Raw genomic sequence first — 26,957 nt, 5'->3', positions numbered from 1 at the left:
CAGCGCAGCGCCGGGCCTTCTCGGTCGCGGTGTCAAGCCGCCAGCGAGTGCGCGTCGAGGATCGTGTAGGCGTAGCCCTGCTCCGCGAGGAACCGCTGCCGGTTCTGCGCGAAGTCCTGGTCGACGGTGTCGCGGGCGATCAGCGTGTAGAAGCTCGCCGTGTGGTTCGACTGCTTGGGCCGCAGCAGGCGTCCGAGCCGCTGCGCCTCCTCCTGGCGAGAGCCGAATGACCCCGAGACCTGAATGGCGACGGATGCTTCGGGAAGGTCGATCGAGAAGTTCGCGACCTTCGACACCACCAGCACCGAGATCTCGCCGACACGGAACGCCTGGTACAGCTGCTCCCGCTCATCGATCGGGGTCTGGCCCGTGATCTTGGGGGCGTTCAGAGCCTCGGCGAGCACGTCGATCTGGTCGAGGTACTGACCGATGATGAGGATGCGCTCGCCCTCGTGGCGTGCCACCAGGTCGCGGACCACGCCGATCTTGGCGGGCGCCGTCGCAGCGAGCCGGTAACGCTCGTCATCGGCGGCCGCGGCGTACTCGAGCCGGTCGCCCGCGGGCAGGTCGACCCGCACCTCGTAGCAGACGGCGGGCGAGATGAAGCCCTGGGCCTCGATCTCCTTCCAGGGCGCGTCGAACCGCTTGGGGCCGATGAGGCTGAACACGTCGCCCTCGCGGCCGTCCTCGCGCACGAGCGTCGCGGTGAGCCCGAGCCTCCGCCGTGCCTGCAGGTCGGCGGTGAGCTTGAAGACGGGCGCGGGCAGCAGGTGCACCTCGTCGTACACGATGAGACCCCAGTCGAGGGCGTCGAGCAGGGCGAGGTGGGCGTACTGTCCCTTCCGCTTGGCGGTGAGGATCTGATACGTCGCGATCGTGACCGGCTTGATCTCCTTGGCCTGACCGGAGTACTCGCCGATCTCCTCGGCGGTGAGCGACGTGCGCTTGAGCAGCTCGTCGCGCCACTGCCGGGCGCTGACGGTGTTCGTCACGAGGATGAGCGTCGTGGTCTTGGTGTCGGCCATCGCCGCGGCCCCGACGAGGGTCTTGCCGGCGCCGCAGGGCAGCACGACGACGCCCGACCCGCCCTGCGTGAAGATGTCGACGGCCTGCCGCTGGTACGGCCGCAGGTGCCAGCCGTCCTCAGCGAGGTCGATCGGGTGGGGCGTGCCCGGCGTGTAGCCCGCGAGGTCCTCGGCAGGCCAGCCGATCTTCAGCAGCTCCTGCTTGATGTGGCCGCGCGCCCAGGCGTCGATGACGAAGGCGTCGGAGGACGGGCGGCCGATCAGCAGTGGCTGGATGCGCTTGTTCTTGGACACCTCGGCCAAGACCGCGGCATCCGTCGACCGGAGGATCAACTCGCCGTCCTCGTTGCGCTCGATGACGAGGCGGCCGTAGCGGCCCACGGTCTCGGAGATGTCGATCGACACCGACGGCGGGACAGGGAAGCGCGACCAGCGATCGAGCGTCGCGAGCATGTCCCCGGCGTCGTGGCCGGCGGCGCGCGCGTTCCAGAGCCCGAGCCGCGTGATGCGGTAGGTGTGGATGTGCTCGGGGGCGCGTTCGAGCTCGGCGAAGATCGCGAGTTCGTGCCGCGCGCTCTCGGCATCGGGGTGCGCGACCTCGAGGAGAACCGTGCGGTCGCTCTGGACGATGAGGGGGCCGTCAGCCATAACGTGCCAGTCTACCGGCGCTCGCCGGCGACCGGCGCGCGGCGGATGGACTACGCAGCGCCGACGCTCACGATGCTCGACACCGGGAGGGTGCGCTCGATGTCGGCGGCGCGATCCCGGCCGCGCAGGCGTCCGCCGCCGAGGCCAGCCGCTTCCAGCACGAACGAGCGCTCCGAGCCGTCCGGCATCCGCACGACAACCATGATCTCGGCGCGGGCGCGCACGGCCTGCTCGAGCTCGCGCTCGAGCCAGCCCGCCTCGCCCTGGGTGCCGTGACCGCCTCGCAGTGTGCGGATGAGGCGCGCGTACGTCGTCTCCGGCGCTGCGGGGGGCACGGACGGCGCGACCGCGGCGCGGCGATGCACCGACTCGGCGGCCCCGGTCGGATCGATCGCGACGACGGGGTACCGCGCGTCGGCGAGGCTCCAGTAGACGGCGTCGCGGGCGACCCGCGACGTGAGGAGTCCGCCGTCCGCGATGAGGCCGAGCGGTCGCAGTGCCTGGTCGATCGCGATCGCGTCGAGGAGGCCCGCGTCGGAGCTCTCCACGCGTGTGCGGCCGGTGGCGTCGTCGGAGCTCACGCGCACGAGCCCGTGCCGCGCGGCCGTGCTCTCGATGAGATAGTCGAGCGGCTGAGGTATGCCGGTCAGCGAGAGCTCGGCGAGGAAGGCCCGCATCGATTCGGCGGTCTCGCCTTCGGTCATGCCGGCGCCCACCGACGCGGCGGTGAACCGGTACGTCGATGCCTGCGCGCGGGACTCGCGCACGGCGATGGACCGCAGTCGCAGGTCGAGGGCGGGCGCGAGCGGGCCCGGCGCGATCGCGGTGAGGTCGGCCTGCAGATAGACGCGGTCGATCTCGGCGGGAAGGTAGGCGGCCATGGTGCCGGCATCCGCCGGCTGGCCGGCGCGCAGCGCCGTGGTCCAGGCGAATTCTGCGGAAGAGTCGTCCCTGGCGAACAGCCCCCAGCGCACGCCGATGCGGCGCAGCCGGTCGGCACGTGCCGGCCACTCGGGGTCGAGGGGGTAGACGTCGGGCCACGCGTCGGGCACGAGGAAGCCGTGCGCCGGGGTGCGCAGCCCGTCGGGCAGCGCGGCACGGAATCCCTCGGCGATGGTCTCCCAGCGTTCGGGCGTCGGCGCCTCGAGCCACCGCTCGCCCGCCTCCGTGACGGTCCACTCCCGCTCGCGAGCGTCCGCGAGCCCGGCGTCGGCTGCGGAGGCGAGGAGGTCTTCGAGGTCGTCGGCGAACTCGATGGCTCCGGCATCCGTCAGTCGCCGGCGGTCCACGGCACTGACCGGTCCCGCCCCCGTGCGCGCGAGCGGAGCGTGCAGGCACGCCAGCAGGATATCGGCGAGCGAGCCGGCGGTCGTGAACGCGCGCTCGGCGGCCGCCGCCGCCGCACGCGGCTCGGCCGGCGCCGGCTCGGCGGGCGTGGGGGTGGGGTGGAAGGCGTCCGGGGTCGCGTCGGCGGCCGCAGCGACGCGGTCGACGACCGCCGTGTAGGCGACGCCCTCCGCATCCACGAGCGCGAGACGCGCGGGCGCGCCGTCGAGTGGACCCGCTCCCGTGTGGAGGGCGATGAGGTCGCGCCGGTCGAGGCGCGTCAGCGCGCGGTCGACCGATGCGGGATCGAGAAGCCCCTCGGCGGCGTCGAAGAAGTCGTGCCAGCCGCTCTGAGCCGAGACGCCGCGCGCCGCGAGCGTCCGGGCGAGCGCGGCGTCACCGAGTTCGGCGAGCCGCGTCGCAAGAGCGCGCGCGTCGGAGACCAAGCGTGTCAGCCTCCTCGGTTGGCTCGAGCCCTCCGCACGAAGCTCATGATCAAGACCGCGAGCAGCAGTGCGAACGCCACGAGTGGAGCGACGTACACCAGCACGCCCACGAGGGGCCAGACGCCGGTGCTCATGTCGGCGCCGGCGGAGGACGCGATCATGATCGCGAAGAAGCTCAGGATCGAGAGCACAAGCAGGCCCAGCGACATGAAGGCCAGGATGCGGTCGATGCGGCGTACGGGAACGTCGCCGGCGGGGTTCGTGCTCATCCGCTCCAGCCTACTCGCTGGCGTCGCCGCCACGATCCGAATGTGCACCGGTCCGTTAGGCTGGGTATCGGGGTTGGAAGACCCCGGATTTGTCATGCTCTGTTTCGCCGCGGTGTTCGCGGCGACCGATCCAGCGAGGTTTCGATGCCCACCGGCAAGGTCAGGTTCTACGACGAGGAGAAGGGGTTCGGCTTCATCACCTCTGAAGACGGTCAGGACGTCTTCCTGCACGCCACGGCCCTGCCCCCCGGCACGCCCGCACCCAAGGCCGGCACGCGGCTCGAGTACGGCATCGCCGACGGCAAGCGCGGCCCGCAGGCGCTGTCCGTGCGCGTGCTCGAGGCTCCGGTGAGCCTCGCCAAGCGCTCCCGCAAGCCCGCCGACGACATGGCGATCATCATCGAGGACCTCGTGAAGCTGCTCGACGGCATCGGTGGCGACCTGCGCCACGGCCGGTACCCGAGCGGCGCGCACGGCAAGAAGGTCGCCGCCGTGCTGCGCAAGGTGGCTGATGAGCTCGACGCCTGATCCGGCCGATCGCGTCGACGTCGCCACTGAGGGCGACGGCGAGTACGTCGCGCCCGCGGGGAAGCCGACGGTGACGGATGCCGCACCCGCCGCCGAGGGCGAGGCTCCGGCCGCCGAGTCCGAGGACTCTGGCGGCGCGGTCGACATCGACGCGTCCGGTGAGGATGCCCGCGACGCAGCCGAGGGGCCCGACGCTTCCGCCGAGGACTCCGCCGACGCGGTCGAGGAGGCCGACGACTCGGGTGCCGAGGCGCCCGCCGAGGGGACCGACGCCTCCGCCGAGGACTCCGCCGACGCGGTCAAGGATGCCGACGACGTGGCGACCGAGGCGTCCGCCGAGGCGGACGCCGCGCCGGTCGAACCCGACCCCGAGCTGCTGGCAGCCCACGACCTTGCGCTCGCCGCGCTCCGCGAGATCACCCCGGAGGCGACGATCGGCGAGCCTGCGGGCTATCGCGTCGAGGCCGAGGGCGTCGTCTCGCTGCGGTTCACCAACCGGCTCTCGGGCTACCCCGGGTGGTTCTGGACGGTGAGCCTCGCGCGCGTCGAGGGCGCCGAGCCGACCGTGCTCGAGGTCGAACTGCTCCCCGGCGACGGCGCGCTGCTCGCTCCGGACTGGGTGCCGTGGGCGGTGCGGCTCGCCGACTACCACGCCGCGCAGGCGGCGCTGGCCGAGGCGGCGCACGACGAGGACGAGGCAGACGACGAGGACGAGGATCTCGACGACGTCGACGACCTCGACGCGTCGGACTTCGACCAGGACGGGTCGCCCATCCTGCACGCCGGCGACGTGGACGGAGTCGACATCGACGAGCTCGCCGAAGCCGGCCAGGACGGCTCCGACGACGAGTACGACGACGGGGACGACGATCTCGACGACGACGATGAGGACGACGAGGAGTCGGAGGACGACCTCGATGAGGACGACGACTCCGATGACGACTCGGACGACGACATCGATGAGCACGACTCGGACGAGGACGACTCGGACGACGACCTCGATGAGGACGACGACTCCGATGACGACTCGGACGACGAGTTCGACGACGAGGATTCGGACGACGACTCGGACGAGGACGACTCGGACGACGAGGACGACTCCGACGAGTCCTGACACCTCGTCACCCTGACATGACGAAAGGGTGGGTTCCGCCGCCCGCAGCGCGGCGGAACCCACCCTTTCGCGTCCTGTCAGCGGTGCTCGACCGCGCGATATTCGGGCGAGGCCGTCGTCGCCGCAGCGTCGACGACGCGGAAGCGGGCGCTGAGGAGCGCCTCGTCGCGTGAGGACGGCCCGACCAGCAGTTCGAACTCGCCGGCCTCGACGAGACGGTGGCCCGCGGCATCCACGATCGTGCAGTCCGCCACCGGCAGCGAGAGCTCGACCGTCGCGGTCTCGCCGGGCTGCACGTCGACGTGACGGTAGGCCTTGAGCTCCTTGTCGGCCCAGCTGACCGAGGTCACGCTGTCGCGCACGTAGACCTGCACGATCTCGTGAGCGGGGCGCGCGCCGGTGTTGCGCAGCTCGACGAGCGCGCGCACGGTGTCGTCGCGGCCCCGCTCGGGCTCGACGATCCGCAGGTCGGAGTACTCGACCGTCGTGTACGACAACCCCTCGCCGAACGCGAATGCGGGGCTCTGCGTGAGGTCCGCGTAGCGGTCGCCGTGCTGGCCGCGTATCTGGTTGTAGTAGATCGGCAGCTGACCGGCGTGGCGTGCGAACGAGATCGGCAGACGCCCGCTCGGCTCGATCAGGCCGAGCAGCAGCTCGGCGACGGCCTGTCCGCCGCGCATGCCCGGGCTGGCGGCCCACACCAGGGCTGCAGCATCCGTCACGGCCGGCGGGAGCACGTGCGGCTTCGAGGCGAGCAGCACCACCACGAGGGGCGTGCCGGTCGCCGCGAGCGCCTCGAGCAGCGCGACCTGGCCGCCGATGAGCTCGAGCGTCGCCGTCGAGCGGCCCTCGCCGACCAGCTCGATGCGATCGCCGACGACTGCGACGACGTAGTCGGCGTCCCGGGCGGCGGCCACCGCCTCCGCGATCAGAGAGGCGTCCGGCGCGGTCGGCACCACGACCTGGGGGCGCGGCTGACCGTCGGGGAAGAAGGCGCCCGCCGGGTCCTCTTCGAGGGTGAGGATGTCGGCGCCCCGCGCGTGCGAAATCTCCCAGTCCGCGGGGGCGTGGGCGCGCAGGCCGTCGAGCACCGTCGTGATCATCTCGCGGGGATGGCCGTCGGGGATCCAGTCGACCTGGCCCGACGATCCCGCCCAGTCGCCCAACTGGGTCTGCGCGTCGTCCGCGAGCGGGCCGACCACGGCGATGCGGCGGGGACCGGACGCTTCTTCTCGCTCCTCGCTCAGCGCGGCTGCCGGGGGCAGTGCGCGTCCCGACGCGTCGGCGACGAGCCCGCCCGAGAAGGGGAGAGTGCCGTCGTTGCGCAGGAGCACGAGGGATCGCCGCGCGACCTCGAGGTTGAGTGCTGCGTGTTCGGACGAGCCCACGGTTGTGGCGATGCGCTCGCGGTCTGGGAGCCGCGGGTCCTCGAAGAGCCCGAACTCGAACTTGAGCAGCAGGATGCGTGTCACCGCGCGGTCGAGCGCCTCCTCGGTCATGAGTCCCTGGGCGAGCGCGTCGAGGGCGCCCTGGAAGAACCCGGGCGTCGTCATGATCATGTCGTTGCCCGCGAGCACGGCGGCCGCCGCGGCGTGGGCGTAGTCGGGCTGGACCTTCTGCTCCCACACCATGCGTCCGACGTTGTCCCAGTCGGTGATGAGGGTTCCGGTGTAGCCCCACTCGCCCCGCAGCACGTCGTTGAGCAGCCAGTCGTTGACCGTGATCGGCACGCCGTCGGTGCTCTGGTAGCCGAGCATGAAGGTGCGGCATCCCTCCTTCGCCACTCGTTCGAAGGGCGGCAAGAACCACGACCGGAGCTTGCGGCGCGAGATGTCCGCCTCGGTCGCGTCACGCCCGCCCTGCGTCTCGGAGTAGCCGGCGAAGTGCTTCGCGGTCGCGAGGATCGCGGTGGGGTCGTCCAGCCCGCCGCCCTGGTAGCCGCGCACCATCGCCGACGCGAGTTCGCCGATGAGGAACGGATCCTCCCCGAAGGTCTCGTCGACCCGGCCCCAGCGGAGGTCCCGGGCGATGCAGAGCACCGGCGAGAAGGTCCAGTGGATGCCGGTGGCCGACACCTCGACGGCAGTGGCGCGTGCGATGCGCTCGGCGAGTCCGGCATCCCACGACGCCGCCATGCCCAGCTGGGTGGGGTAGATCGTCGCACCCTCCCAGAACGAGTGGCCGTGGATGCAGTCCTCGGCGACGAGGAGCGGGATCCGCAGCCGCGTCTGCAGCGTGAGCTCGCGCGCGCGCAGCACCTTCTGGGGAGAGGCATGCAGGATCGACCCGGCGTGCATGCGCACGACCTGATCCTCCAGGTCGTCGCGCGCATCGAGCTGCAGCATCTGGCCGATCTTCTCCTCGACCGTCATACGGCCCAGGAGGTCGGCGATGCGATCGGCGACCGGAAGCGAGACGTCCAGATAGGCCGGCTGCCCGTCGAGGGGGCCTCGCCCGGGCGGGCGGTGGTGGGCGTCGGTCACGGGGTCTCCTGCGTCTTCATGTCTGTACGCACGACGGTGACGGTGTCGTTCACGTTCATGCCCTTCTTCTTCATGGCGCGGGCGCGCTCGCCGGCGGACCGCAGGCGCGGGTTGACGTACTCGTCGATGCCGAAGTTGATCAGCGAGAGCGCCACGCCGATGGCGGCGATGCACAGCCCCGGGGGCAGGAACCACCACCACTGGCCCTGGCGGAACGCGCCCTGCGCGCTCGCCCAGTTGAGGATCGTGCCCCAGTTGTAGGTCGTCACCGGGATGATGCCGATGTACGACAGGGTCGTGAGGCCGATGATCGCCGCCGTCACGGTTCCCACGAAGCTCGCTGCGATGAGCGCCATGAGGTTCGGGAGCATCTCGACCGTGATGATCCGTCGCAGCGGCTCGCCGTTGGCCTTCGCAGCCTGGACGAAGTCCCGGCTGCGCAGCGACATCGTCTGGGCACGGAGCACGCGTGCGCCCCACGCCCAGCCGATGAGGCCGAGCACTCCGGCGATGAGGATGAGCGGCGGGTCCTCGAACATCGACGCCACGATGATGATCAGCGGGATGCCGGGGATCACGAGGAACACGTTCGTGAGCGCCGAGAGGCCCTCGCTGCGCCATCCGCGGAGATAGCCCGACATCACGCCGACCACGACGGCGAGGACGGTGGCGATGATCGCGGCCAGGAATCCGACCACGATCACGCCGCGCGTGCCGTGGATGACCTGGCTCAGCACGTCTTCCCCGATGTGGGTCGTGCCCAGCCAGTGCGCGGCCGAGGGCGGCTGGAGGCGCGCCGTGTTGTCGACCTTGGTGGGCGAGTAGGGGGCGAGCACGTCGGCGAAGATCGCGACGAGCACGAAGAATCCGAGGATAGACAGGCCCGCGATCGACTTCCCGTTGCGGAACATCGCAAACGCGGCGCCGAGCTTGGACCAGAAGGTGGGCTTCTTCGGGGCGGCGGTCCTGACGACGGGGGAGGGATTGCGCACGGTGGCGGTTGCGGGCGCATTCGCCGAGCGCTTCGCTGTGGTCTCGGTGATGGTCGTGTCCATGTTCAGGCCTCCGTCTGGCGCGTGCGCGGGTCGAGGAATGCGTAGGCGACGTCGGCCAGCAGGTTCGCCAGGAGCACCGAGATGGTGAGCACGAGGAACACCCCTTGCATGAGGGCGTAGTCCTTCGCGTTCGTCGCATCGAGCAGCAGTTTGCCGACGCCGGGGTAGCTGAAGACCATCTCCATCACGATCGTGCCGCCGACGATGAACCCGAGCGCGAGTGCGAAGCTCTGGATCTGGGGCAGCACGGCGTTGCGTGCGGCGTAGCGCCAGAGGACCCGGTCGTTGGGCATGCCCTTGGCCTGCGCGACGGTGACGTAGTCCTCGTCGAGCACCGTGAGCATCATGTTGCGCATGCCGAGCATCCAGCCGCCGAGCGAGGCGATGATGATGGTGGCCGCGGGCAGGAAGCCGTGGTGGACCACGTCTCCGATGAACTCCCACGACCACTCCGGCGTCACGCCGACGCCGTAGGCCTTGCCGATCGGGAACCACCCCAGCGCCACCGAGAACACCGAGATGGCGACCAGGCCGAGCCAGAAGTAGGGGATGGTGCTCAGGAAGGTCGTGATCGGGATGAGGGCGTCGAGCCGGCTGCCGCGGCGCCAGCCGACGATCGCACCGCCGATCGTGCCGATCGCGAACGCGACGAGCGTCGCGAACCCGACCAGCCCGACGGTCCAGATCAGCGACTGGCCGACCACCTCGGTGACCGGGCGCATGCCGTGCAGCAGTGAGATGCCGAGATCGCCGCGAAGGAGCAGACCCCAGTACTCGAGGTACTGCTGCCAGAGCGACTTGTCGGTGTCGAGGCCGAGCAGCGAGCGCAGCGCCTCGGCGGCTTCGGGCGACACGTTGCGGTTGCGGGCGAGGTAAGCCGTGACCGCGTCGCCCTTCATCAGGCGCGGCAGGAAGAAGTTGATCGTGATCGCGGCCCACAGCGTGAACAGGTAGAACAGGGCGCGGTTGCCGAGGAAGCGCCACGGGATGCGGACGCGGCCCTGGACGACACCGGTCGCCGTCGTGCCCGCCTCGATCGCGTCGAAGTCCGGGGCCGGAAGCTGGGGTGCGACGGCGCTCACTTCTCACCTCCGAGGATGCCTGCTGCGTGCGCGAAGTACGAGTCGGGATCCGGGGATGCCGCGCGCAGCTCTTGGGTGTACGGGTTCTCAGGACGCAGGATCACGTCGTCGGCGGGTCCGCGCTCGACGACCCGCCCCTGGTTGAGCACGAGGATCTCGTCGCTGAAGTGGCGGGCGGTGGCGAGGTCGTGCGTGATGTAGAGGACTCCCAGCCCCTCCTCGCGCTGCAGATCCGCGAGCAGGTTGAGCACCCCGAGGCGGATCGACACGTCGAGCATCGAGACGGGCTCGTCGGCGACGAGCAGCTTCGGGCGGGATGCGAGGGCCCGGGCGATCGCGACGCGCTGGCGCTGACCGCCCGAGAGCTCGTGCGGCCGGCGGTCGATCACCGCGTCGGGCTCGAGCCGGACGCGGCCGAGGAGCCGGCGCACCTCGTCGTCGAGCTGGCCCTTCGGGACGACGTCGTGGAGCTGGAGGGGCCGCTGGATGGCGTAGCGGATCGAGTGGTACGGGTTCAGCGACGCGAAGGGATCCTGGAACACCATCCGCAGCTGCTGACGGTACGCGCGCAGGCCCTTGCCCCGACGGGGGATCGGCTCACCGTCCAGACGCACCTCGCCGCTCGTAGGCGTCTCGAGCTGGGTGAGGATCTTCGCGATGGTCGACTTGCCGCTGCCGGACTGGCCGACGAGGCCGATCGTCTGGCCGGAGTGCAGCGCGAAGCTCACGTCGTCGAGCGCTTTCATCTGGCCGGCGCCGCGCACGGAGTACACCTTGGTGACGGCGTCGAATTCGAGGACGGTCATCGGTGGACCACCCCTCTCTCTCCGGTGAGTCTGGGGAACGAGGCCAGCAGCGTCCGGGTGTACTCGTCCTGGGGGTCGGTCCAGATCCGCTCCGCGGTGTCGAGCTCGACGATCTCGCCGTCGCGCATGATCGCGATGCGGTCGCTGATCTCGAGCAGCAGCGGGAGGTCGTGGGTGATGAAGATCACAGAGAATCCGAACTCGTGACGCAGGTGCGAGATCTGACGCAGGATCTCGCGCTGCACGAGCACGTCGAGGGCGGTGGTCGGCTCGTCCATGACCATGAGCTGCGGGCGAAGCGCGAGCGCCATCGCGATCATGACGCGCTGTCGCATGCCGCCGGACAGCTCGTGCGGGTACGAGCGGTAGCGCTGCGCGCCGACCTTGACGATCTCGAGCAGCTCGACGACGGCCGCGCGGCGCTGTGAGCGGGAGAGAGCGGGGCGGTGGACCTCGAAGACGTCCTCCAGCTGGGCGCCGATGGTCGCGACCGGGTTCAGCGAGTTCATCGCGCCCTGGAAGACCATCGAGACCTTGTCCCAGCGGAAGCGCCGCATCTCCTCGGCCTCGAGGCTGTTGATGTCGACGTCCTCGCCGGTCGCGTCGTGGAAGACGACGGAGCCGCTCGTGATCACGGCCGGGGGCTTGAGCAGGCGCTGGACGCCGTAGGCGAGGGTCGTCTTGCCGCATCCGCTCTCGCCGGCGAGTCCGAGGATCTCACCGCGCTGGAGTTCGAGGGTGACGTTCTTGACTGCCCGTACCGGGGGATCGACGTCGTAGACGATCGAGAAGTCGTGGACGGAGAGCAGCGATTCGGTCATCGGTGCTGGTTCGCTTTCGTGAGGAGTGACGCGCAGGCGGGACGGATGCTGCGCATCCGCCCCGCCTGCGGTGTGTCATTCGGCGGGCTGCAGCTGCGTGAGGATCTGCACGATCGCGGGCTGCGTCGGGTCGGCCGAGGCGTACTGGTCGTCCTCCGACGGCCATCCGACGTAGTTGCGCGTGTTGAACTCGCCCAGGAGCGGGTGCGCGCCGAGCGGGATCGCCGGCACGTTCTCGACGAACGCCTTCTGCATCACTGCGAGAGCGGCTTCACGATCGGCGTCGGACGCCGCGTTCGCGTAGGTGTTCAGCGCGTCGGTGACCGCGGGGTCGTCGAAACGGCCGAAGTTGAACGCGGCCTTGCCGTCGACGATCCACTTCGGGTCCATCGTGGAGGTGTACAGGCCGTACGCGTTGCCGGTGTCCTCCAGCCAGTGGATGATCGCCTGGAACGTGCCCTCCTGGCGTGCGGCATCCCAGCCACCCCAGTCGGGCTGGTCGACCTTGACGTCGATGCCGAGGCCTTCCTTGAGCTCCTCGGCGATGAGCGCCTGCTCGGTGTTCCAGTCGCTCCAGCCCGCGGGGACCGAGATGGAGAACGACACCGGCTCGCCGTCCGGGTCGATGAGGGCGTCGCCGTCCCAGGTGTAGCCGGCGTCGGTGAGGATCGCGCGGGCCTTGTCGACGTCGACCGAGTAGTTCTGGTCGGCGTACTCGGGGAGGATCTCGTCGTCCAGCAGCGTGCCCAGACCGGTCACGCTCCAGACCACCTCGCTCGCGCCTTCGCGCGCGATGTCGACGTAGGCCTGACGGTCGATCGTCCAGGCGAGCGCCTGACGCAGCGCCGGGTCGTTGAAGGGCTTGGTCTGCAGGTTCATGAACAGCGTTCCCGCGCCCGCGGTGGGCGACGCGAGGAACTTGTTGTCGGGGTCGGCCGACAGGTAGCTGTCTTCGATCTGGGGGATGAACGCCTGCGCCCAGTCCGCCTCACCGGTGGCGAGCGCGGTCGTGAGGGCCGCGTTGTCGCCGTAGGAGACGTAGTGCAGCTCGGGCACGGCCAGCTCGCCGCCCCAGTAGTCGGGGTTCGCGGTGAGGGTGACCGACTCGGTCGTCCACGAGTCGAGCACGTACGGACCGGTGCCCACGACCTGGCCCTCGCCGGTGAGCGGGTCGGTGTTCGGGTCCTCGATCTCGCTCCAGATGTGCTCCGGCACGATCTGGAAGTGCAGCACGCGGGCCTGCTGGGTGTACTTGGAGCTGTTGAAATCGATGGTGACGGTGTCGCCGTCGACGCTCACGCTCTTGATGTCGAGTGCGTTGGTGTCGTTGAGCTTGCCGTCGAGCACCTGGTTGAAGGAGAACGCGATGTCGTCGGCGGTGAAGTCCTCGCCGTCGCTCCACTTCACTCCGCTGCGGGCGACCGCGGTGAGCTGGGTGTAGTCCTCGTTCCACGTCACGGACTCGGCCAGCCACGGTGTGGTGCCGAGGTCGCCGGTCGGGTTGACGAGTGCGAGGGACTCGAAGATGACCTTGCCGTAGGCGTACTTCGAGGCGGACGAGTCGCCCAGGTAGGGGTTGTTCGACTCGGTGGTGATCGCGCCGTCGGGCTTGGCGATCGTGAGCGCCGCTCCGGCGGAGTCCGCGTCGTTGCCACCGCCACCGGCGCAGCCGGTGAGCACCAGCGCCGCGGCGACACCGACGGCGGCGAGCGTTGTTCTGAGCCTCATTGCTTCTCCTTGATGTGTGAGCACGACGTCGTCTCTCCAGGGAGGTGACGACGGCGTCAGAGTGATTGCCGCATCAACTTACAATCAAGTAAGTAACTTTTGCAACTAGGGTGTTCGGGAGCGCACGCGAAGGCCGTGCGTAGACTCACAGGCGCCGGCGAAGTCGCACTCGCGACACCCGGCGAAGAAGGGGGTGCCGACACATGGCAGGACAGCGTCGGCAGCCGCGCTCGCGGCCCGAGACACTCGCCAAGCGACGCGACATCCTCGATGCCGCCGTCGAGATCTTCGGCAGCAAGGGGTTCACCGGAGGCACGCTCCAGGAGATCGCCGACCAGGTCGGCATGACGCACGCGGGCATCCTCCATCACTTCGGCTCGAAGCACGAGCTGCTCCTCGAGGTGCTGCAGCACCGCGACGAGACCGATGTCGCAGACCTCGACGAACAGCACATCCCCGACGGGCTGGCGCTCTTCCGCCACCTCGTGCGCACGGCCTTCGTCAACGCGCACCGGGCCGGCATCGTACAGGCCTACGTCGTGCTCTCGGCTGAGTCGGTGACCGACGACCACCCCGGGCGAGACTTCTTCGAGAAGCGTTACCAGACGCTGCGGGCCGAGGTCGCGCACGCATTCGAGGTCGTCTGCGCCGAACGCGGCATCACGGCGCCCGACACCGTCGGCTACGCGTCGACGAGCATCTTGGCGGTGATGGACGGGCTGCAGGTGCAGTGGCTGCTCGCCCCCGACGCCGTCGATCTGGCGCACGCCTCGGAGTTCGCGATCGAGGCGATCGTCTCCGCGGTGCTGTCGCCGTCGCCCTCACCGCTCGGCGGCACCGCCGACGAGGACGCGGATCAGCCCAGTCGCTCGACCGTGTAGTCGATGCAGCGGATGAGCTGACGCACGTCGTCCGGCTCGATCGACACGAACGTCGCGACGCGCAGCTGGTTGCGACCGAGCTTGCGGTAGGGCTCGGTGTCGACGATGCCGTTCGCGCGGAGGCTCTTGGCCACGGCGGCGGCATCCACCGACTCGTCGAAGTCGACCGTGACGACCACGGGGGAGCGGTCGGCCGGGTCTGCGACGAACGGCGTCGCGAAGGTGGATGCCTCGGCCCAGTCGTAGAGCGCCTGCGACGACTCTCGCGTGCGGGCGTCAGCCCACTGCAGGCCACCGGACGAGAGGATCCAGTCGAGCTGCTTGTCGAGGAGGAACAGGGTCGCGAGAGCGGGGGTGTTGAGCGTCTGGTTGAGACGTGAGTTGTCGAGGGCGTTCTTGAGGCTCAGGAACTCCGGGATGTAGCGGCCCGACGCCGCGATGCGCTCGATGCGCTCGATCGCCGCCGGCGACGCGAGCGCGAACCACAGGCCACCGTCGGAGCCCAGGTTCTTCTGCGGAGCGAAGTAGTAGACGTCCGCCTCGTGCACAGAGAAGTCGATGCCGCCCGCCGCACTCGTGGCGTCGATGACGGTGAGGGCGCCCTCGTCGCCGTGCACGCGCGTGACGGGGGTCGAGACGCCGGTGGACGTTTCGTTGTGCGGCCAGGCGTAGACGTCCACGCCCTCGACCGCTTCGGCGACCGTGCGCGTGCCCGGCTCGGCCTTGCGGACGTCGGGAGCCTCGAGCCACGGCGTCTTCGCCGCGGCGGCGAACTTGCCGCCGAACTCGCCGAACACGAGGTTCTGGCTGCGCTTCTCGATCAGGCCGAAGGCCGCGGCATCCCAGAACGCCGTCGAGCCGCCGTTGCCGAGGAGGACCTCGTAGCCGTGCGGCAGGCGGAACAGCTGGCTCAGCTCGGCGCGCACCTGGCCCACCAGGTCCTTGACGGGCGCCTGACGGTGCGACGTGCCCAGCAGCGCCGATCCGGGCCCTGCGAGCGCCTCGATGTGGGCGGGCGCGATCTTCGACGGGCCGCACCCGAAGCGTCCATCGGCGGGAAGGATCTCACGGGGCAGAAGGACGTGGGCCATGCGTCGATTCTAGAGAGCCGCGCGGCGCCGCCCCGTCCCCGTGACAGCCCGTGACGCTGCGGCTCGGGGATCGTCGGGCGCCGGCCTGGGCGTCGGGGGCACAGGATAGGCTGTCCTCAGCCCCTTGACAACACTGAGGACACCGCGATGACCGATCTGATCGACACCACTGAGATGTACCTGCGCACGATCCTCGAGCTCGAAGAGGAGAACATCGTGCCGCTGCGGGCACGGATCTCGGAGCGCCTCGGGCACTCGGGTCCCACGGTGTCGCAGACCATCGGTCGCATGGAGCGCGACGGGCTCGTCGTGGTCTCTGAGGACCGCTCCCTCGAGCTCACCGCCGCCGGCCGGCAGAAGGCCGTCGACGTCATGCGCAAGCACCGGCTCGCCGAGCGCCTGCTGTCGGACGTCATCGGGCTGGACTGGGCCTACGTCCACGAAGAGGCCTGCCGCTGGGAGCACGTCATGAGCGAACAGGTCGAGCGCCGCCTCGTCGAGCTGCTCGGCCACCCCACCGAGTCGCCGTACGGCAACCCCATCCCCGGTCTCGACCAGCTCGGCGATGTGCCGACGAACGGCTTCGAGCAGGGTGTCGTGGGCCTTGTGCGCCGGCTCAATGACGCCGGCGAGCCCATCACCGGCACGGTCCGCCGTCTCGCCGAGCCCGCGCAGGTCGACCCCGAGCTGCTGCAGCAGCTGAAGGGCGCCGGCGTCGTGCCGGGGGCCGTGGGCGACTATCGCTACAACGAGGGCTACGTGCTCGTGCAGATGCAGGGCAATGACGAGGGCCTCGAGCTTCCGGTCGAGATCGCGTCGCACATCTTCCTCGTCGACGAGACCCGCTGAGGGAAGCGAACGCCCGGCCGGGCGTGCCCGTGACGCAATGCGGATGCCGAGGCCGAGCGCCCCGCTGACGGAAAGCGGATGCCGAACCGAGCGTCCTGCGGAGGGCGCCTGCTGCCGGTGCCGCGGGCATCCGTGTACGCACTGTGCGGAGATTGCCAGGCGTGGAGCGTGACATAAACGTGACCTTCGGGTAGCCTCGAGAAGTCCACCAGGCGAGAAGCCCGCCGACCGGACCCCACGTGGATTGCCTCACCGGCTCGTCGTCCACGCGGTGCAGCCCGCACATCGTGCCCCGACATCGAGTGCTGACGAGCCAGGCGCCTCGGCGCAGAGGCGCCGGAGGACCCAGTTTGGCTGAAGAGATAGATTCGCACGCGATCGTGCCCGAGCACGCGGCGGCGGACCCTGACCGTCGTGAGCGCAACCGGAAGACCCCCGTGCGACGCTCCCGAGCCGTGCCGCCCACCAAGACCAAGCCCACGACCGGGCGCCCGAGTTCTTCTTCGGCGCCATCGAAAAAGGGGCGCGTGGTCAAGCCGCTGCGCAGCCTCGTCGTGCTGAGCATGGTCGGCGGTCTCGTCGCGACGGTGGCGATCCCCGCGTTCGCGGCGACCGCCGGTGCCGGACCGGCAGATGCCGTCACCATCCAGCAGATGGCGGTCGATGACGCGCAGACGTTCGTCGCGGCATCCGATGCGAATGCCACCGAGCTGTCGCGCGAGAGCTACGCCGCCACCACCGCGGCAGAGATCGACAAGAAGAAGGCGGAAGAGGCTGCGGCCGAGCGCGCCCGTCAGGTCGCCGCCGCCGCGGCAGCCGCTGCTGCCTCGCGCGGCTCGGTCCCGACGAACATCGCGCTCACGTCACCTGGGACGGGCGAGGTGCGCTGGCCGCTGCTCAACTTCACCAAGGGGCGCGGACTCTGGGACTCGGGCTACCACCAGGGCGTCGACCTCTTGACGTCGTGCGGCACGCCGATCTATGCGACGGCCGCGGGCGTCGTGAAGGTGTCGCAGGAGAGCTACGGCGGCTACGGCGTCGGAGTCTCGATCGACCACGTCATCGGCGGCCAGCAGGTCAACTCGCTCTACGGGCACATGACCTACGGCAGCCGCCAGGTCTCGGTCGGCCAGAGTGTCGAGGCGGGTCAGCTCATCGGCCTCGTCGGCAGCACCGGCAGCTCGACAGCGTGCCACCTGCACTTCGAGGTTCACATCAACGGTTCGGTCGTCGACCCGTGGGCGTGGCTGCAGGCCAACGCCGGCTGAGCCGGACGAAGCCCGAGCCTGTTGAAGGCTGACAACGGTCCCTGCGATCGCAGCACCACGGATGCCCACTGCCCGGACTGGCAGTGGGCATTCGTTGTTCGACACGCCCGCCATCGTTCACCGGCTTCATCGCCCCGGTGTCCGCTGGGTGCGTTAGCCTGAATCCCGACGCTGAGAGAGCGGAGGGAGCCGATGGGCTGCACACCACGCATCCGAACCATGGATGCGCTTGGACGCCTCGTCCTTCGGCATTGCACGAGTGGATGCCGCGGCATTGCCGTGGCGCCAAGGCGCTGTCTATAAGACAGCGCCTTTTTTCATGCCCCTGCGCCCTTGATCGTCGCATGTCGAATAACCGAGAAGCCGTCCCGGCCATTCGAGAGGATGATCAATGCGCACTCTGGTGCTGAATGCGGGCTACGAACCGCTCGCGGTCGTGTCGTTCAAGCGGGCGCTCGTGCTCGTGATGAACGAGAAGGCCACCGTCGTGGAGCACACCGAGACAGATCCGGTGTGGGGCACCAGACGCTCGTACGAGCGCCCGGCCGTGATCATCCTGACCCGCTATGTGCGGGTGCCGGGTGGTCGCCATGTGCCGGTGACGCGGCGCGGCGTGCTGCGTCGTGACAACCACCGCTGCGGGTACTGCGGCAAGGCCGCGTCGACGATCGACCACGTGCTCCCGCGTTCGCGCGGCGGAGCGGACTCGTGGGAGAACCTCGTCGCGTGCTGCCTGCGCTGCAACAACGTCAAGGGCGATCGCACGCCGCAGGAGATGAACTGGGAGCTGCGCATCCTCCCGCGCCCGCCCCGGGGCGGCCAGTGGACTGTTCGGGGCACCGAGCGGACCGATCCGCGGTGGGAGCCGTATCTCGCGCTGGCGGCGTGATCCTGGGGCGGCACACCCGGCGATGAGGGGTCCTCGTCGGGTCAGTCCTCGTCGAGCAGTCGCAGCCAGCGGGTGAGGATGGGCTCGAGGGCTCCGGCATCCGTCGCCCCGAGCTCGTCCAGGATCCGGTGCTCGTTGTCGAGGTGCGCGGCGATGGCGCGATCGATGAGCTCCACGCCCTCCGGGGTCAGTCGCACCAGGCGCTTGCGGGCGTCGGATGCCTCGGCTCGGCGTTCGACGAGTCCTCGGGCCTCCAGGCGGTCGACGCGCTTGGTGAGGCCTCCGGTCGTGACGAGGGTGTGGTCGGCGAGCTCGCCCGCGGGGCGCTCGTACGGCGCACCGGCACGCCGCAGCGTCGCGAGGACGTCGAACTCGCCCTCGCTGAGGCCGAAATCGCGGTAAACGGCGACGAGCCGCTCGGTCAGCCGGAGGGCGACGCGGTGCAGGCGTCCGATGACGGCCTGGGGTGAGGGGTCCAGGTCGGGTCGCTCGCGTCGCCATTCGGCCTGGATCTCGGCGACCCGGTCGGGCGGTCCGGCGAGTGCGTCGTTCGCCGGAGAGGGGGATTCGGCCATGGGAGCCATCTTATCTTCCCGGTAAGATAATGTATCTTCCATGGAAGATAAACGATGGACCTGGATCCTCGTGACGGCGATCGCCCCGATCGCGTGGGGAAGCGGCTACGTCGTGACGCGCAATCTGCTCCCGGTCGAGGCGCCGCTGTGGGGCGGAGTGCTGCGGGCGCTGCCGGCCGGTCTCATCGTTCTGCTGCTGGCGCGCCGGCTTCCGCGGGGATCGTGGTGGTGGCGATCGCTCGTGCTCGGCACCTCAACGTGGGCGGCTTCTTCGTGCTCGTCTATGTCGCCGGGCAGCGGCTGCCGTCGAGTCTCGCCGCGACGCTGATGTCGGCATCGGCTGCCTGCATGCTGCTGTTCGCGTGGCTGCTGCTGCACCGGCGACCGCGGGCGGCGGCGGTCGTGGGTGCCGCGGTCGGCCTCGTGGGCGTCGCGGTGATGCTGGGGTTCGACGCCGAGGGCGCGGATGCGTGGGGAGTCGCGGCGTCGCTCGGGGCGATGGTGGCCTCGTCGATCGGATTCGTGCTCACTGTGCGGTGGGGCTCGGACGTTCCGGCGCTGCCGATGACGGCGTGGCAGCTCATCGGCGGCTCGCTCGTGCTGCTGCCGGTGGCCGTGCTGGTCGAGGGAGGTCCGCCCGCGATGACGGTGCCGTCGGCGCTCGGCTTCGCCTATCTCACGCTGGTCGCGACGGCTCTCGCGTATGTGGCGTGGTTCTCGGGTCTGCGGCGGCTCTCGCCCGGCGCGGTGGGCGTGATCGGACTGCTCAACCCGGTCACGGGCGTCGTGCTCGGTGTGGTTGTCGCGGGGGAGGCGTTCGGGCTGCCCCAGGGCATCGGCGTCGCGCTCGTCCTTATCGGGATCGTGCTCGGGGCGGCGCCTCCGCGGCGGCCCCGCGAAGTATCGGCGGCGGTGCGACCGGCGCTGCATTCTCGAACATAACTGTCGGAAGTGGGGGGTACGCTCGTTCCCAGCGATTGATCGACTAGAACATCTGTTCTAGCATGGGGGAATGGGGGCGATCGTGCAGCTCACGGCACAGCACGTGCACGAGACCGTCGGCCAGGAGCCGACGGTCCCCGAACCTGCCGCCCTCCGCGCGGGAAGAACGGCTTCGGCAGATGTGGGCAGGGGCCCAGGGCCGACCAACACCGTCGCACAGTTGCGCGCCCAACTCGAGCGGGTGCAGGGGCGCCGGCTCGACGCGCCGGTGCTGCCGGTGCATCCCGCCCTCGCCTCGCTGCTTCCCGGCGGCGGCCTGCGCCCCGGATCGGCCTACTCCCTCCCGCGGTCGACGTCGGTGCTGCTGGCGCTGCTCGCCCAGCCATCGCAGTCCGGGTCATGGTGCGGGGTGATCGGGATGCCTCGGCTCGGCGCCGAGGCGGCCGAAGGGCTGGGGGTCGACCTGTCGCGGCTCGTGCTGATCCCCGATCCCGGGGCGCGCTGGCTCGCGGTGACCTCGACCGTCGCCGAGGTGCTGCCGGTGGTCGCGGTGCGTCCGTCCGGGCGCGCTGCCGACGGCGAGATCTCACGCCTGGCGGCCCGGCTGCGCGATCGCGGTGCGGTGCTGCTCGTGCAGGGGCCGTGGCCGCAGGCGGAGGCAGTGATCGAGGTCGGCGAGCCGGCATGGGAGGGCGTCGGCCGCGGGCACGGCTACCTCTCCGGTCGCGAGGTGACGCTCACCTCCTCGAGCCGCCGCTGGCCGCGATCCCGGCGAGCTCGCGTGATGCTCCCGGATGCGGCGGGCCACGTCTCCGCGCCCGAGCGGATGCGTCCCGTCGAGTCGCTGCATCCTGCCGCCGCCTCGGCGTACGAGGTCTCGCTCGGTCATCGGGTCAGGGCGGTGGGGTGACATGACGCCGGGAACGCCCGTTCGGAGCCTGGTGCTGTGGTTTCCCGACTGGCCGGTCACGGCTCTCGAGCGGGAGGCGGGTGCGGCCGCGCAGCGGCCAGGCTCGGGACCGGACGCGGCGTCTGGTGCGCAGCACAGGTGGCGGCATCCGATCGCGGTCGTCGAGCGCAATCTCGTGGTCGCGTGCTCGGCGTCCGCACGGGCCGAGGGGGTGCGCCGCGGGCAGCGACGGCGCGACGCGCAGGCGCGGTGTCCGGGGCTGACGCTGGTGAACGCGGATGCCGCGCGCGATCACCGCGCGTTCGCGCCCATCGTGTCGCTGATCGAGGAGCGGGCACCCGGCGTTCAGCTGGTGCGGCCGGGGCTGTGCGCGCTGCGCGCACGCGGCCCGGCGCGGTACTACGGCGGCGAGACCGAGGCCGCCCGCATGCTGATCGGCGCGCTGCGCGATGCCGGCCTCGAGGGGGTCCGGGCGGGGATCGCCGACGGCCCGTTCACGGCTGAGCAGGCAGCGCGCGGCGGCACGAGCGCCGACGACCCGGTCTTCGTCGTGCCCGCCGGTGGGGCGGCGGGGTTCCTCGCGCCGCTGTCGGTCGCCGTGCTCGACGCGTCGGCGATGATCGGCGCGGGCGCGGCCGGGACGAAGGATGCGGCGGACCTCGCGGGACTCCTCGCACGACTGGGCGTGCAGACGCTCGGCGGGTTCGCCGCGATGGAGCCCGACCGTGTGCGCGAGCGGTTCGGTGAGCGGGGCGTCCGGCTGCATGCCCTTGCCGCGGGGCACGACTCGCGACCGGTGCAGCCGCGCACGCCTCCGCCCGAGCTGCAGCGGGAGGTCGCGTTCGACCCGCCGCTCGAGATCGCCGAACAGGTGGCGTTCGCCATGCGCGTGACCGCCGACGACTTCATCGCGGGGCTGGGTGCGGTGGACCTCGTCTGCACCGAGCTGCGGGTCGAGCTCGTCGGCGACCGGGCCGAGCGCAGCGAGCGGGTGTGGCTGCATCCCGGCTCGTTCGATGCGCCGGCAGTCGTCGACCGCGTGCGGTGGCAGCTCGCCGAAGACGTCGGAACCGGGGACGCCGCGGGGCGCGGTCTGCGCAGCGGGGTCGCCCTGGTGCGGATCTCGCCCGAAGCGGTGGACGCGGCATCCCATCACGCCCCGGCGCTGTTCGGCGGCGGCCCAGAGGAGCGGGTGCACCACGCGTTGTCGCGCGTGCAGGCGATGCTCGGGCACCGCGGTGTGCTGACCCCGGCGATCGGCGGCGGGCGGTGGTTGGCGGAGCGCCAGGTGCTCGTGCCCTGGGGCGACCGCGACGAGCGCGACCGGCAGGCGACGGGCGCCGGCGGCCTCGCGGCGCAGCGCGCGCGACCGTGGCCGGGGAGCCTGCCCGACCCGCTGCCGACGACGGTGTTCGCCGATCCGGTGCCGGTCGACGTGCGGGCGCTCGGAGGCGAGCTCGTCGATGTCGACGAGCGGGGCAACGTCGCCGCCGTGCCCGCGTTCTTCATCGAGAGCGGACGCCGGCGGGCGATCGAGGCCTGGGCAGGCCCGTGGCCGGTCGTCGAGCGGGGATGGGATGCTGCGCGTTCGCGGCGTGCGTACCGGTTCCAGGTCGTCGACGCCGAGGGGTCGGCGTGGCTGCTGGTGTGCGACGGCGACGCGTGGACCGCGGAGGCCACCTATGACTGACGAAACGTCCCGGCTACCGACGGCCCCACGGTCCCTGGGCTTGTCGAAGGGCGACGGCGGGCGAGATGAGACGCCTCGACCATCGAGCGGCGGCGGGTGAGGGCTGATGGGCTTCAACAACCCCGGCGTTCCGTGGTCCGAGATGGAGCGCGTGCTGAGCGGTCGCCGGAGGCCGGAGGCGCCGCCGGTCGGTGCGGACGGCGGCGACAGCCCGGCGTGGTCGCGCAAGCGCGGACCGTACGTCGCACCCGAGATCGAGCGTCCCGCAGACGCCATCCCGTACGCCGAGCTTCACGCCCACTCGTCGTACTCGTTCCTCGACGGCGCCTCCTCACCGGAGGAGCTCGCCGAAGAGGCCGAGCACCTCGGGCTGCACGCCCTCGCGATCACCGACCACGACGGCTTCTACGGCATCGTCCGGTTCGCCGAGGCCGCCGAGGCGCTGCAGCTGAAGACCGTGTTCGGCGCCGAGCTGTCGCTCGAGCTTCCGAAACCGCAGAACGGCGAGCCCGATCCGGCCGGCGCGCATCTGCTCGTGCTCGCCCGCGGCGAGGAGGGCTATCACCGGCTGGCGGGTGCGATCACCCACGCGCAGCTGCAGGGGGCCGAGAAGGGGCGTCCGGTCTACGACCTCGACGAGCTCGCCGCGCAAGCCGCCGGGGAATGGGCGGTGCTCACCGGATGCCGCAAGGGCGCCGTGCGCCGTGCGCTGGCCTCGGCTCCAGGGAAGGCGGGAGCGGATGCCGCCGCCCACGAGCTCGACCGTCTCGTGACGCTGTTCGGGCGCGATGCCGTCCACGTCGAGCTCATCGACCACGGCAATCCGCTCGACACCCGCGACAACGACGTGCTCGTGGGGCTCGCACGCGAGCGCGGGCTGCCGCTGCTGGCGACGAACAACGTGCACTACGCCGTGCCGAAGCGGCAGCTGCTCGCCGCGGCCGTCGCGGCGGTGCGCGCCAACCGCGGGCTCGACGAGCTCGACGGCTGGCTCCCGGCCCACGCCGGGGCGCACCTGCGGTCGGGCGCAGAGATGGCGGAGCGGTTCGTGAGGTTCCCCGATGCCGTGGCACGCACGGTGACGCTCGCCGACGAGCTCGCCTTTCCACTGCGCAAGGCCAAGCCCGCGCTGCCGAAGCAGAAGGTCCCCGAGGGGCACACGCCGATGTCGTGGCTGCGCAAGCTCGTGTGGGATGCGGTGCCGCGCAAGTACCCCCACCTGACCGAGGAGAACCGGGCGCGCATCGAGAAGGAGCTCGGCGTCATCGAGTTGAAGGACTTCCCCGGCTACTTCCTGATCGTTCACGGCATCGTCCAAGAGGCGCGGCGCCGCGGCATCCTCTGTCAAGGCCGGGGGTCGGCGGCCAACAGTGCGATCTGCTATCTGCTCGACATCACGGCGGTCGACGCGATCGGCTACGACCTGCCCTTCGAGCGCTTCCTGTCGAGCCTGCGCGAGGAGGAGCCCGACATCGACGTCGACTTCGACTCCGATCGACGGGAGGAGATCATCCAGTGGGTCTACCAGGAGTACGGGCGCGACCGCGCCGCGCAGGTCGCGAACGTCATCCAGTACCGACCCAAGAACGCCGTGCGCGACATGGCCAAGGCGCTGGGACATTCGCCTGGCCAGCAGGACGCCTGGTCGAAGCAGATCGAAGGGTGGGGTGCTCTTCTGGAGACGGGCGCCGGCCATGACATCCCCGATCAGGTGCTCGAGTTCGCGTCCGAGCTGCTCAAGGCGCCGCGGCACCTCGGCATCCACTCCGGCGGCATGGTGCTCACCGACCGGCCGGTGGGCGAGGTCGTGCCGATCGAGCACGCCCGCATGGAGAACCGCACGGTGATCCAGTGGGACAAGGACGACGCCGCCTGGATGGGGCTCGTGAAGTTCGACCTGCTGGGGCTCGGGATGCTGGCCGCCCTGCAGTACTGCTTCGACATGATCCGCGCCTCGACGGGGGAGGACTGGGAGCTGTCGACCATCCCGAAGGAGGAGAAGGCGGTCTACGACATGCTGTGCCGCGCCGACTCGATCGGGGTGTTCCAGGTCGAGTCGCGCGCGCAGATGGGCCTCCTCCCGCGCCTGCAGCCGCGGCGGTTCTACGACCTCGTGATCGAGATCGCGCTCATCCGTCCCGGACCCATCCAGGGCGGGGCCGTGCACCCGTTCGTCAAGCGAAAGCTCGAGCAGGAGAAGGTGACTTACGCCCACCCCAAGCTCGTGCCGGTGCTCGAGCGCACGCTCGGCATCCCGGTGTTCCAGGAGCAGCTCATGCAGATGGGCATGGCCGTCGGCGGGCTCACCGGCGAGGACGCCGATCTGCTGCGACGGGCGATGGGATCCAAGCGCGGAGTGGAGCGCATCGACTCGCTCAAAGAGAAGCTGTACGCGGGCATGGCCGAGAACGGGCTCGTGGGGGAGGAGGCCGACGCGATCTACGCCAAGATCCAGGCGTTCGCGAACTTCGGGTTCGCCGAGTCGCACTCGCTGTCGTTCGCGCTGCTCGTGTACGCCAGCTCGTGGATCAAGCTGCACTACCCGGCGGCATTCCTCGCGGGGCTGCTGCGGGCGCAGCCGATGGGCTTCTACTCGCCGGCGACGCTCGTGAGCGATGCGCGCCACCACGGCGTCGAGGTGCGTCGGCCCGACCTGCACCTGTCGGGCGCCGAGGCCGTGCTCGAGCGCGTCGACGGCGCCGGGCACTCGGGCCTGGACTCCTGCCTCGAGCGCGACCAGCCGCCGGTCGGGCTCTTCGACCTCGACGCGCCCGATGAGTCGGCGGCGCATCGGCGAGACGGCGGGTACGCGGTGCGGCTCGGCCTCGCCGGGGTCAAGGGCATCGGCACGACTGTCGCGCAGCGTATCGTCGCGGCTCGCGAGGCCGGCGGCCTGTTCCGCGATCAGCGCGACCTGGTGCGGCGCACCAGCATCACGGCCACGCAGGTCGAGGCGCTCGCCACCGCAGGGGCGTTCGAGTGCCTCGGTCTCAGCCGGCGAGAGGCGATCTGGCTGGCCGGATCCGCAGCGCAGGATCGCCCCGAGTTCCTGCCGGACTCGCTTATCGCGGTACAGCCGCCGCTGTTCACCGATCCCACCAGCTACGAGCGCCTGGCCGCCGACCTCTGGGCCACCGGCATCTCGACCGACGACCACCCGCTGACGCACTATCGCTCCGGGCTCGACGGTCGCGGCGTCCTGACATCTCGCGAACTGCGCAGCCACGAGGTCGGGCGCCGCGTCGAGGTCGCAGGGCTCGTGACCCACCGGCAGCGGCCGGCCACGGCATCCGGAATCACCTTCCTCAATCTCGAGGACGAACACGGCCTCGTGAACGTTGTGTGCTCGCTCGGCGTCTGGAACAGGTATCGCCGCGTCGTGCGCGATTCGCCCGCCCTCATCGCCCGCGGAATCCTGGAGCGTTCGGCCGAGGGAGTGACGAACCTGATCGCCGACCGCTTCGAAGACCTCCGCGTGGGTGTGCAGCACCGCGCGAGAGACTTCCGCTGACGTGTGTCCGGGGAGAGGTCTAGGGTGACGGATGTCGCGGCGACGACGCCGTGGGAGAGAAGGTCGTCATGACCGGCAAGCTCGGGAACATCACGTTCTATGCCGACGATCCTCCGGCGCTCGCCCGCTTCTGGGCCGCCGTTTTCGGCTATCCCGAGGCCACATGGGACGAGCCGCTGAAGAACGAGCTGCTCGCCTCCGGACTGACGGAGGCGGATCTGGCCAAGCGCGGGCTGGCCGAGGATCCCGAAGGGGTGGGGCCGAGGCTGTTCTTCCACCACGCCGACGAGACGAAACGCGGGCGCAATCGGCTGCACCTCGACATCAGCGCCACACCCGGCCGGCGTCCGACGCGGGAAGAGCTCGACGCTGAGAAGGATCGTCTCGTCGCTTTGGGAGCTGAGGTCGTCCGCCTCGTCGACCAGACGTGGGGTCCATGGCCCGAGAGCTACTTTCAGATGAAAGACCCCGAGGGGAACGAGTTCTGCCTGCAGTAGCGCGCGATCCGACGGGGGCACCGTCGGTGCCCCGCACGCGCCGGCATCCCGCTCGCTCGGGAGCGGGATGCCGGCGCGTCACATCGTCAGGTCGTCAGATCTTCGCACCCGTCAGATCTCGCCGTCCCAGGACTGGCTGCGATTGTCGCCGTCCCAGCCGTCACTCCGACCGTCGACGTCGAAGGCCGCGACCGGCCTCAGACGGCGTTCGATGGCATTGAGCCGGGCGATCGCAGAGACGTCGATGAGTTCATCGGCGTCGACATGCGCTTCTTGGACGACGATCTGGCTCGCCGGGCCGATGAGCACCATCACCCCGGTGATCGTGCCGTCCTGCTCCCATGACGGAACTGTCACGGCCTCGGCCTCGCCGGCCTCCGCCAGCGCCCGACCGCAGCTGAGCAGTGCCGACGCGATGTCATCCCCGGTCACGAATTCGCTTCCCGCGTACGTCACTCTCTTCACTCTGCCTTTCTACTCGCATGGCGCCCAGACACCTCTGGGGGTTGCAGCATGTCGGCGA

General features: G+C 70.4%; 24 protein-coding genes. 12 read left to right on the top strand and 12 right to left on the bottom strand.

The genetic code is table 11. The features are described from left to right. Window positions 1–32: 32 nt before the first annotated feature. From Q9R08_RS19650 to Q9R08_RS19640, 3 genes are read right to left on the bottom strand one after another with little or no spacing between them, the layout of a single operon-like run. The gene (locus Q9R08_RS19650) at window positions 33–1,673 is read right to left on the bottom strand and encodes a DNA repair helicase XPB (protein ID WP_308869879.1); all 1,641 of its coding nucleotides are present in this window, start codon (window positions 1,671–1,673) and stop codon (window positions 33–35) included. A gap of 50 nt (window positions 1,674–1,723) precedes the next feature. Next, window positions 1,724–3,445, bottom strand: a complete 1,722-nt coding sequence (locus Q9R08_RS19645) for a helicase-associated domain-containing protein (protein ID WP_308869878.1) — start codon at window positions 3,443–3,445, stop codon at window positions 1,724–1,726. Between the two features lie 5 nt (window positions 3,446–3,450). Next, complete coding sequence (locus tag Q9R08_RS19640) at window positions 3,451–3,714, bottom strand: multidrug ABC transporter ATPase (RefSeq protein WP_308869877.1); 264 nt, start codon at window positions 3,712–3,714, stop codon at window positions 3,451–3,453. 144 nt (window positions 3,715–3,858) lie between these two features. Between Q9R08_RS19640 and Q9R08_RS19635 the strand changes: the two genes are divergently transcribed. Beyond that, window positions 3,859–4,242, top strand: a complete 384-nt coding sequence (locus tag Q9R08_RS19635) for a cold-shock protein (RefSeq protein ID WP_308869876.1) — start codon at window positions 3,859–3,861, stop codon at window positions 4,240–4,242. Then, entirely contained in the window at window positions 4,226–5,356 is a 1,131-nt protein-coding gene (locus Q9R08_RS19630) for a DUF3027 domain-containing protein (protein ID WP_308869875.1), read from the top strand. Before Q9R08_RS19635 ends, Q9R08_RS19630 begins: the two co-directional genes overlap by 17 nt. A 77-nt stretch (window positions 5,357–5,433) precedes the next feature. Here the strand turns inward: Q9R08_RS19630 and Q9R08_RS19625 are convergent, their stop codons facing one another. The 6 genes from Q9R08_RS19625 to Q9R08_RS19600 form a co-directional block, all read right to left on the bottom strand. Next, entirely contained in the window at window positions 5,434–7,728 is a 2,295-nt protein-coding gene (locus Q9R08_RS19625; protein WP_418001384.1) for an exo-beta-d-1,3/1,6-glucosidase, read from the bottom strand. A gap of 107 nt (window positions 7,729–7,835) precedes the next feature. Further along, window positions 7,836–8,894: an ABC transporter permease gene (locus Q9R08_RS19620; RefSeq protein WP_418001382.1), complete on the bottom strand. Its 1,059-nt coding sequence runs from the start codon at window positions 8,892–8,894 to the stop codon at window positions 7,836–7,838. Window positions 8,895–8,896: 2 nt separating this feature from the next. Next, a complete protein-coding gene (locus Q9R08_RS19615; RefSeq protein WP_308869873.1) occupies window positions 8,897–9,976 on the bottom strand; it encodes an ABC transporter permease in 1,080 nt (359 codons plus the stop codon). Beyond that, entirely contained in the window at window positions 9,973–10,782 is an 810-nt protein-coding gene (locus Q9R08_RS19610) for an ABC transporter ATP-binding protein (RefSeq protein ID WP_308869872.1), read from the bottom strand. Before Q9R08_RS19610 ends, Q9R08_RS19615 begins: the two co-directional genes overlap by 4 nt. After that, window positions 10,779–11,603 carry an ABC transporter ATP-binding protein gene (locus tag Q9R08_RS19605; RefSeq protein ID WP_308869871.1) on the bottom strand — a complete coding sequence of 275 codons (825 nt, stop codon included), beginning with the start codon at window positions 11,601–11,603 and terminating at the stop codon, window positions 10,779–10,781. Before Q9R08_RS19605 ends, Q9R08_RS19610 begins: the two co-directional genes overlap by 4 nt. A gap of 75 nt (window positions 11,604–11,678) precedes the next feature. Continuing rightward, the gene (locus Q9R08_RS19600) at window positions 11,679–13,331 is read right to left on the bottom strand and encodes an ABC transporter substrate-binding protein (RefSeq protein ID WP_308869870.1); all 1,653 of its coding nucleotides are present in this window, start codon (window positions 13,329–13,331) and stop codon (window positions 11,679–11,681) included. A gap of 203 nt (window positions 13,332–13,534) precedes the next feature. Here Q9R08_RS19600 and Q9R08_RS19595 point away from each other — a divergent pair, with 203 nt between their 5' ends. Next, window positions 13,535–14,212, top strand: coding sequence for a TetR/AcrR family transcriptional regulator (locus Q9R08_RS19595; RefSeq protein WP_308869869.1), 678 nt, complete (start codon window positions 13,535–13,537; stop codon window positions 14,210–14,212). Here the strand turns inward: Q9R08_RS19595 and serC are convergent. Beyond that, window positions 14,188–15,303, bottom strand: coding sequence for a phosphoserine transaminase (serC, locus tag Q9R08_RS19590; RefSeq protein ID WP_308869868.1), 1,116 nt, complete (start codon window positions 15,301–15,303; stop codon window positions 14,188–14,190). The two genes, Q9R08_RS19595 and serC, sit on opposite strands and share 25 nt — an antisense overlap. 147 nt (window positions 15,304–15,450) lie before the next feature. Between serC and Q9R08_RS19585 the strand changes: the two genes are divergently transcribed. The 3 genes from Q9R08_RS19585 to Q9R08_RS19575 all read left to right on the top strand — a co-directional run bounded on the left by Q9R08_RS19585 (window position 15,451) and on the right by Q9R08_RS19575 (window position 18,309). Beyond that, window positions 15,451–16,152 carry an iron-dependent transcriptional repressor DtxR gene (locus Q9R08_RS19585; protein ID WP_308869867.1) on the top strand — a complete coding sequence of 234 codons (702 nt, stop codon included), beginning with the start codon at window positions 15,451–15,453 and terminating at the stop codon, window positions 16,150–16,152. A gap of 527 nt (window positions 16,153–16,679) precedes the next feature. Further along, on the top strand, window positions 16,680–17,420 hold the full coding sequence (locus Q9R08_RS19580) for a M23 family metallopeptidase (RefSeq protein ID WP_308869866.1): 741 nt from the start codon (window positions 16,680–16,682) through the stop codon (window positions 17,418–17,420). Between the two features lie 391 nt (window positions 17,421–17,811). Further along, entirely contained in the window at window positions 17,812–18,309 is a 498-nt protein-coding gene (locus tag Q9R08_RS19575; RefSeq protein ID WP_308869865.1) for an HNH endonuclease, read from the top strand. A gap of 41 nt (window positions 18,310–18,350) precedes the next feature. Here Q9R08_RS19575 and Q9R08_RS19570 read toward each other — a convergent pair whose 3' ends face one another. After that, window positions 18,351–18,884, bottom strand: a complete 534-nt coding sequence (locus Q9R08_RS19570; protein WP_308869864.1) for a MarR family winged helix-turn-helix transcriptional regulator — start codon at window positions 18,882–18,884, stop codon at window positions 18,351–18,353. 40 nt (window positions 18,885–18,924) lie between these two features. Between Q9R08_RS19570 and Q9R08_RS19565 the strand changes: the two genes are divergently transcribed. From Q9R08_RS19565 to Q9R08_RS19540, 6 genes are all read left to right on the top strand, one after another. Beyond that, the gene (locus Q9R08_RS19565) at window positions 18,925–19,212 is read left to right on the top strand and encodes a hypothetical protein (protein WP_308869863.1); all 288 of its coding nucleotides are present in this window, start codon (window positions 18,925–18,927) and stop codon (window positions 19,210–19,212) included. Then, a complete protein-coding gene (locus tag Q9R08_RS19560; protein ID WP_308869862.1) occupies window positions 19,143–19,826 on the top strand; it encodes a DMT family transporter in 684 nt (227 codons plus the stop codon). Before Q9R08_RS19565 ends, Q9R08_RS19560 begins: the two co-directional genes overlap by 70 nt. 70 nt (window positions 19,827–19,896) lie before the next feature. Next, on the top strand, window positions 19,897–20,736 hold the full coding sequence (locus Q9R08_RS19555) for a hypothetical protein (protein WP_308869861.1): 840 nt from the start codon (window positions 19,897–19,899) through the stop codon (window positions 20,734–20,736). Between the two features lies 1 nt (window position 20,737). Beyond that, window positions 20,738–22,426, top strand: coding sequence for a Y-family DNA polymerase (locus Q9R08_RS19550; RefSeq protein WP_308869860.1), 1,689 nt, complete (start codon window positions 20,738–20,740; stop codon window positions 22,424–22,426). 106 nt (window positions 22,427–22,532) lie between these two features. After that, window positions 22,533–25,937: an error-prone DNA polymerase gene (locus tag Q9R08_RS19545; RefSeq protein ID WP_308869859.1), complete on the top strand. Its 3,405-nt coding sequence runs from the start codon at window positions 22,533–22,535 to the stop codon at window positions 25,935–25,937. 68 nt (window positions 25,938–26,005) lie between these two features. Next, entirely contained in the window at window positions 26,006–26,434 is a 429-nt protein-coding gene (locus tag Q9R08_RS19540) for a VOC family protein (RefSeq protein WP_308869858.1), read from the top strand. A gap of 111 nt (window positions 26,435–26,545) precedes the next feature. Here the strand turns inward: Q9R08_RS19540 and Q9R08_RS19535 are convergent, their stop codons facing one another. Further along, window positions 26,546–26,899, bottom strand: coding sequence for a hypothetical protein (locus tag Q9R08_RS19535; RefSeq protein ID WP_308869857.1), 354 nt, complete (start codon window positions 26,897–26,899; stop codon window positions 26,546–26,548). Window positions 26,900–26,957: the final 58 nt, after the last annotated feature.

The sequence above is a fragment of the Microbacterium psychrotolerans genome (assembly GCF_031085295.1).
GTDB classification, from domain to species: Bacteria; Actinomycetota; Actinomycetes; order Actinomycetales; family Microbacteriaceae; genus Microbacterium; species Microbacterium psychrotolerans.
Note: the sequence above shows the minus strand (reverse complement) of the source record. Positions and strands in the feature narration are given on the sequence as shown.